This is a genomic window from Bradyrhizobium sp. 62, from assembly GCF_023073035.1.
Lineage (GTDB): Bacteria > Pseudomonadota > Alphaproteobacteria > Rhizobiales > Xanthobacteraceae > Bradyrhizobium.
This window is the reverse complement of sequence record NZ_JADPIT010000004.1, coordinates 20,411-27,392: the sequence shown is the minus strand read 5'-3', so window position 1 is coordinate 27,392 and position 6,982 is coordinate 20,411. Positions and strand designations below refer to the sequence as shown.

At 64.7% G+C, this 6,982-nt stretch carries 10 protein-coding genes; all 10 read left to right on the top strand.

Translation table 11 applies throughout. The features are described 5' to 3' along the window. Positions 1 to 631, top strand: a 631-nt coding sequence (gene urtD / locus IVB47_RS02670; RefSeq protein ID WP_247459677.1) for an urea ABC transporter ATP-binding protein UrtD, incomplete at its 5' end; no start/stop codon positions are given. A gap of 3 nt (positions 632 to 634) precedes the next feature. Continuing rightward, the gene (gene urtE, locus IVB47_RS02665; protein WP_007599806.1) at positions 635 to 1,330 is read left to right on the top strand and encodes an urea ABC transporter ATP-binding subunit UrtE; all 696 of its coding nucleotides are present in this window, start codon (positions 635 to 637) and stop codon (positions 1,328 to 1,330) included. Positions 1,331 to 1,361: 31 nt separating this feature from the next. Further along, positions 1,362 to 2,192 (top strand): urease accessory protein UreD, encoded by an 831-nt coding sequence (locus tag IVB47_RS02660; protein ID WP_247283678.1) that lies wholly within the window; start codon positions 1,362 to 1,364, stop codon positions 2,190 to 2,192. Positions 2,193 to 2,225: 33 nt separating this feature from the next. Continuing rightward, positions 2,226 to 2,528, top strand: a complete 303-nt coding sequence (locus tag IVB47_RS02655; protein WP_007599811.1) for an urease subunit gamma — start codon at positions 2,226 to 2,228, stop codon at positions 2,526 to 2,528. Positions 2,529 to 2,537: 9 nt separating this feature from the next. Beyond that, entirely contained in the window at positions 2,538 to 2,843 is a 306-nt protein-coding gene (locus IVB47_RS02650) for an urease subunit beta (protein WP_007599812.1), read from the top strand. Positions 2,844 to 2,900: 57 nt separating this feature from the next. After that, the gene (locus IVB47_RS02645; protein WP_247459674.1) at positions 2,901 to 3,440 is read left to right on the top strand and encodes an HD domain-containing protein; all 540 of its coding nucleotides are present in this window, start codon (positions 2,901 to 2,903) and stop codon (positions 3,438 to 3,440) included. 37 nt (positions 3,441 to 3,477) lie between these two features. Further along, on the top strand, positions 3,478 to 5,193 hold the full coding sequence (ureC, locus tag IVB47_RS02640; protein ID WP_247283689.1) for an urease subunit alpha: 1,716 nt from the start codon (positions 3,478 to 3,480) through the stop codon (positions 5,191 to 5,193). Between the two features lie 138 nt (positions 5,194 to 5,331). Then, positions 5,332 to 5,631: a putative quinol monooxygenase gene (locus tag IVB47_RS02635; protein ID WP_247459672.1), complete on the top strand. Its 300-nt coding sequence runs from the start codon at positions 5,332 to 5,334 to the stop codon at positions 5,629 to 5,631. A gap of 14 nt (positions 5,632 to 5,645) precedes the next feature. Beyond that, complete coding sequence (locus IVB47_RS02630; protein ID WP_247283691.1) at positions 5,646 to 6,254, top strand: urease accessory protein UreE; 609 nt, start codon at positions 5,646 to 5,648, stop codon at positions 6,252 to 6,254. After that, entirely contained in the window at positions 6,235 to 6,963 is a 729-nt protein-coding gene (locus tag IVB47_RS02625) for an urease accessory protein UreF (protein ID WP_247459816.1), read from the top strand. The genes IVB47_RS02630 and IVB47_RS02625 overlap by 20 nt, the downstream gene beginning before the upstream one ends. Positions 6,964 to 6,982: the final 19 nt, after the last annotated feature.

The window sequence follows — 6,982 nt, the reverse complement described above, 5'->3', positions numbered from 1 at the left end:
CGGCCCGAACGGCGCCGGCAAGACCACGATGATGGACATCATCACCGGCAAGACCAAGCCTGACGAAGGCACCGTGCTGTTCGACGGCGTCACCGATCTGACGCGGCTGGACGAGACCCGCATCGCCGAGCTCGGCATCGGCCGCAAATTCCAGAAGCCGACCGTGTTCGAGAGCCAGACCGTGCAGGACAACCTGCTGCTCGCGCTCAATGTCGACCACAGCGTCAAGGGTACGCTGTTCTGGCGCGGCAGCCGGGCGGAATCCGAGCAGATCGACAAGGTGCTGGAGACGATCCGCCTCACCGATGCCCGCGCCCGTCTCGCCGGTAGCCTCAGCCACGGCCAGAAGCAGTGGCTCGAGATCGGCATGCTGCTCGCACAGGATCCGAAACTGCTTCTCGTCGACGAACCCGTCGCCGGCATGACCGACGTCGAGACGCATCTCACCGCCGAGCTGCTCAAGCAAATCAACAAGACTCACACCGTGATGGTGGTCGAGCACGACATGACGTTTGTGCGCGAGCTCGGCGTCAAGGTCACTTGCCTGCACGAGGGGACCGTGCTCGCGGAAGGCACCATCGACCAGGTCTCGTCCAACGAGCGGGTCATCGAAGTCTATCTGGGGCGGTGAGCGATGCTTGAGGTCAAGGACATCAACCTGTTCTACGGCGCGGCGCAGGCGCTGCGCGGCGTCTCGATCGCGGCCGAACCCGGCAAGGTCACTTGCGTGCTCGGGCGCAACGGCGTCGGCAAGACCTCGCTCCTGCGCGCCATGGTCGGGCAGTACCCGATTTCCTCGGGCGCGATCGTGCTCGACGGCAACGATATCACGGGCCTGAAGCCCTATGAGCGCGCGCGCAAGGGCATCGGCTTCGTGCCGCAGGGGCGCGAGATATTTCCGCTTCTGACGGTCGAGGAAAATCTCAAGACCGGCTTCGGCCCGCTCAGGCGCGAGGACAAGCACATTCCTGACGACGTGTACTCGCTGTTCCCGGTGCTGCAATCCATGCTCGGCCGGCGCGGCGGCGATCTCTCCGGCGGCCAGCAGCAACAGCTCGCGATCGGGCGCGCGCTGGTGATGCGGCCAAAGCTGCTGCTGCTCGACGAGCCGACCGAGGGCATCCAGCCCTCGATCATCAAGGACATCGGCCGAGCCATCTCGTATCTGCGCAATCTCGGCAACATCGCCATCGTGCTGGTCGAACAATATCTCGACTTTGCCTGCGAACTCGGCGACAGTTTTGCGGTGATGGATCGCGGCGCGGTGAAGTTCACCTGCGACCGCTCCAATCTCGACGCGAGCGAAATCAGCCGCCAGATGGCGCTGTAAGCCATTCTGCCGCGACCGGCTGGGGAGGCGGATGCGCAGCGACGTTTTAGCGACATCTTCGGTGTTCGACGCCAACCGTGCCCGCGGCGCGGTGCGCTTCGACGTCCACGCGCGCGACGGTGTGACACGTCGCGGGATCTTGCATGAGTCCGGCTCCCTGCGCGTGCGCTTCCCTTCGCCGGAGGACGAGGGTCTCTCCGGTGTGTTCGTCAACACGGCCGGCGGCGTTGCGGGCGGCGATCGTTTCGACATCGAAATCGCGGCCGCAGATGGCTCGAAGCTGACGCTGACGACGGCAGCCGCGGAAAAGGTCTACCGCGCGCCAGCGCAGGCGGCGGAGCTCAATATAACGCTGAAGGTTGCCGCAGGCGCACATCTCGGCTGGCTGCCGCAGGAGACGATCCTGTTCGACCGGGCGCGCGTTCGGCGCCGCTTCGACATTGACCTCGATGTGACTGCGTCGCTTCTGCTGTGCGAGATCGTGGTGTTCGGCCGTACCGCCATGGGCGAACGAATGGAGCAAGGCGAGTTCGTCGACCACTGGCGGCTGCGTCGCGGCGGCAAGCTAGTGTTCGCCGAGACCGTCAGGCTCGACGGCAATATCGGCGCAAAGCTTGCGCGATCGGCGGTGGCCAAGGGCGGCGCTGCGATCGGCACGGCGCTGATCGTGCCCGGCGACGAGGCCCTGATCGAGCGTCTCCGCGAGGCCTCGGAATCCTTCGCCGGCGAGGTCGGGATATCCGCCTGGAATGGCTTTGCAATGGCACGGTTCTGTGCCCAAGATGCGGCGCGCCTGCGCGCCGACATGATGGCCGTCCTGGCGCGCACCGGTGCGGCGTTGCCGCGGCTCTGGCTCAATTGATCGGCTGAAAGCGTTGAACGGAAGAGATTTCGCATGAACCTGTCTCCCCGCGAAAAGGACAAGCTTCTGATCTCGATGGCGGCGATCGTGGCCCGCCGCCGGCTGGATCGCGGCGTCAAGCTCAACCATCCAGAGGCGATCGCGCTCATCTCCGATTTCATCCTCGAGGGCGCGCGCGATGGCCGCACCGTCGCCGAGCTGATGCAGGCGGGCGCGCAGGTCCTCACCCGCGACCAAGTGATGCCGGGAATCCCTGAGATGATCCACGACATCCAGGTCGAGGCGACCTTTCCGGACGGCACCAAGCTCGTCACCGTGCACGAACCGATCAGGTAGGAGAGAAGCATGATCCCCGGCGAACTCTTCATCCAGGACGGCGAGATCGAGCTCAATGCCGGCCGCAAGACCGTGACGCTGACGGTCGCCAACACCGGCGACCGCCCGATCCAGGTCGGCTCGCACTACCATTTCTTCGAGACCAACCCGGCGCTGAAGTTCGATCGCAAGAAAGCCCGCGGCATGCGCCTTGACATCGCCGCCGGCACCGCCGTTCGCTTCGAGCCGGGCCAGACCCGCGACGTCCAGCTCGTCGCGGTGGCCGGCAAGAAGACCATCTACGGCTTCCGCGGCGACGTGATGGGGAAGCTGTGAAATCCACAGGAACGAGCGTGGCGCGCCACGGTTGAGGCGAAAACGGAGGACTTTGCCATGCTGTCACCTGTCCGCCTCGTCTCCGAAGCCGCCGAACTCGCCGCGCGCCGCCACAACGGCATGGCGCGCAAGGGCCGCGGTCATGAGCCTTACATCAACCACCTCGCCGAGGTCGCGAACCTGCTTGCGACCGCGACCGACGGCGCCGACGCCGAACTCGTTGCCGCCGGCTGGCTGCATGATGCGATCGAGGACACCGACACCACGCGCGAGGAGCTCGCGCAAAAATTCTCCGACCGTGTCGCGTCGCTTGTCGAGGAATGCACCGACGACATGAGTCTGCCGAAGCCGGAGCGGCGGCGGCGTCAGGTGCTCGACGCACCGAAAAAATCGGCTGGCGCCAAGCTGATCAAGATCGCCGACAAGATCAGCAATATCGGCGCGCGCGTGCATTCGGATCCGACGGCCGCGGAACGTGACGACCTCGTCGATTACACCGACTGGGCCGAGCAGGTTGTCGCCGGTTGCCGCGGCGGTAACTCCTGGCTCGATACGACATTCGACGACACGGTGCTCACAGCGAGGACCTCGCTGTGAGCACCGATCCAAAATTCAAACGCAAACGGGGCTTGTGATGTCCGTCAAAATAAAGCGTTCCGTCTATGCCGACATGTTCGGCCCGACCACCGGCGACAAGGTGCGGCTGGCCGACACCGACCTCATCATCGAGGTCGAGAAGGATTTCACCACCTACGGCGAGGAAGTGAAGTTCGGCGGCGGCAAGGTGATCCGCGACGGCATGGGCCAGTCGCAGGTCACCAACAAGCAGGGCGCGGCGGACACCGTGATCACCAATGCGCTGATCGTCGATCACTGGGGCATCGTGAAGGCCGACGTCGCGATCAAGGACGGCATGATCGCTGGCATCGGCAAGGCCGGCAATCCCGACATCCAGCCCGGCGTCACCATCATCATCGGCCCCGGCACCGACGTGATCGCGGGTGAAGGCAAGATCCTCACCGCCGGCGGCTTCGACAGCCACATCCATTTCATCTGTCCGCAGCAGATCGAGCACGCGCTGATGTCGGGCGTCACCTCGATGCTAGGGGGCGGCACCGGCCCGTCGCACGGCACGTTCGCCACCACCTGCACGCCGGGGCCTTGGCACATGGGGCGGATGATCCAGTCGTTCGACGCCTTTCCGGTCAATCTCGGCGTCTCCGGCAAGGGCAACGCCTCGCGGCCCGCCGCGCTGGTCGAGATGATCAAGGCCGGCGCCTGCGCGCTGAAGCTGCACGAGGATTGGGGCACGACGCCGGCCGCGATCGACACCTGCCTGTCGGTGGCCGACGACTACGATATCCAGGTGATGATCCACACCGACACGCTGAACGAATCCGGCTTCGTCGAGGATACCATCAAGGCGTTCAAAGGCCGCACCATCCACGCCTTCCACACCGAGGGCGCCGGCGGCGGTCACGCCCCTGATATCATCAAGGTCGCGGGGCTGAAGAACGTGCTCCCGTCGTCGACCAACCCGACGCGGCCCTTCACGCGCAACACCATCGACGAGCATCTGGACATGCTGATGGTGTGCCACCACCTCGATCCCTCGATCGCGGAAGATCTGGCGTTTGCTGAAAGCCGCATCCGCAAGGAGACCATCGCGGCCGAGGACATCCTGCATGATCTCGGCGCGCTCTCCATGATCTCCTCGGACTCCCAGGCCATGGGCCGCCTCGGCGAGGTCATCATCCGGACATGGCAGACCGCCGACAAGATGAAGAAGCAGCGCGGCTCGTTGCCGCAGGACAAGGGCAAGGACAACGACAATTTCCGGGTCAAGCGCTACATCGCCAAATACACGATCAATCCCGCGATCGCCCACGGCGTTTCGAAGCTGATCGGCTCGGTGGAGAAGGGCAAGCTCGCCGATCTCGTGCTGTGGTCGCCGGCCTTCTTCGGCGTCAAGCCGGATTGCGTCGTCAAGGGCGGCATGATCGTCGCGGCTCCCATGGGCGATCCCAACGCCTCGATCCCGACCCCGCAGCCGGTGCATTACCAGCCGATGTTCGGCGCCTTCGGCAAGGCGCGCACTGCGTCTTCTGTGGTGTTCACCTCGAAGGCCGCGATCACCGGTGGCCTCGCGCGCAAGCTCGGCATCGACAAGAAGCTCTATGCAGTCCAGAACACCCGCGGCAGGATCTCGAAGAAGAGCATGATTCACAACGACGCCACGCCCAATATCGAGGTCGATCCGGAGACCTATGAGGTCCGTGCCGACGGCGAGCTTTTGACCTGCGCCCCCGCCGAGGTGCTGCCGATGGCGCAGCGATATTTCATGTACTGAAATAGCGCCTCAACGCATGTCCCAGGAATATGTCTTGGTCGTATCGGAGACAGCTTTTCCGGTTTTGCGTTCGATCCCGCCTAGTCTAAGGTCCCGCCCGGTATCTGAAGCCCAGAAGAAAAGCCGGGAGGATTTCTCGTGATCTATGTCGTCGCCACCTTGACCATCAAGCCTGAAACGCGCGCCGAATTCATTGCAGCCGCCACCGTCTGCATCAAGGAGACGCGGAAAGAGTCCGGCAATATCGCCTATGATTTGCATGAGAGCGTCACCGATCCCGCCAAGATGGTGTTCGTCGAGCAGTGGGAGAATGCCGAGGCGCTGGTGCCGCATCGCGCCATGGAGCACATGAAGACGTTCGGCCGCGTCGCGGTGAAGTGTTTTACGGCGCCGCCGAAGATCGAGGTGATCACGCCCGAGAAGGTCGAGACACGGTAACGGGGTAAAAGCGCATGATCCGGGCGACGCAGGTCAGGGGACAACACCGCTTCGCGGAAGCGCCGGCGGATACGGTCGTGCTCGATTTCGACGATCGACACCGCCGCCGCATGGCGATGACGGGGACGCGGGGGCTCGAGTTCCTGCTCGACCTGGAGAATGCCGTCGCACTGCGCGGCGGCGATGCGCTGGTGCTGGAGGACGGCCGGCTGGTCGAGGTGGTCGCCGCGCCCGAGCCGCTGCTAGAGATCCGCGGCCACGATCCGCACCACCTTATTCGCGTCGGCTGGCATCTCGGCAATCGCCATCTGCCGACGCAGATCATGGCCAAGGGCCTGCGCATCCGCCGCGACCACGTCATCGAAGCCATGGTGAAGGGCCTCGGTGCCCGCGTGATCGAGATCGAGGCGCCGTTCGATCCCGAGGGCGGCGCCTATGCCGATGCCGGTCATGCGCATGGACACGACGACCATGCGCATCACGATCATGGCCACGATGATCATCATGGCCACCACCATGATCATGCCGCACATGGCGACGGTCACGATCACCATCACCACGACGAGCATTGCGATCACCCCGATCATCACCACGGCCACAAGCATGCTCATGACCACAAATGAGCCGGTCGCGGCCCGCGACCTCGCGGAGCGCGAGGCGGCGGCGCTGTACCGGTTGATGACCTGGCTGTCGCCCGCGTTTCCCGTCGGGGGCTTTTCCTACTCCAGCGGCATCGAATGGGCGGTCGAGGCCGGCGACATCACCGACACCGCGTCGCTGGCGGACTGGCTCGATGCGATGCTTCGCGACGGCTCGGGCTTCTGCGATGCGACGTTTCTGGTCCACGCCTATCGCGCCACTGAAGCGGGCGAGGGCGACACCTTGAGCGATATCGCCGAGCTCGCCGCGGCGTTCGTGCCCTCGCGCGAGCGGCAGCTGGAGACGACATCGCAGGGCCGTGCCTTCATCGATATCGCCCGCGCCGCGTGGGATGCCGACGGGCTGGATGCCATGGTTGCGGCATGCCGGACGCCACTGGTCTATCCCGTTGCCGTTGGCGTGGTCGCCGCGATGCACGGCGTGCCGCTGGCGCCGACGCTGCACGCCTTCCTGCATGCGCTGGTCTCGAACTGGGTTTCCGCGGCCAGTCGGCTCATTCCGCTCGGCCAGACCGACAGCCAGCGCGTGCTGGTGAAGCTGGAAGCCGCGGTTGCCGCGACGGCAAATCGTGCGCTGAATGCGACGTTGGACGATGTCGGCGGCGCGACGTTTCGCGCCGACCTCGCCAGCCTGCGGCACGAGACGCAATATACGCGGCTTTTCAGATCTTGAGTTGTTCGGGACTTATTCG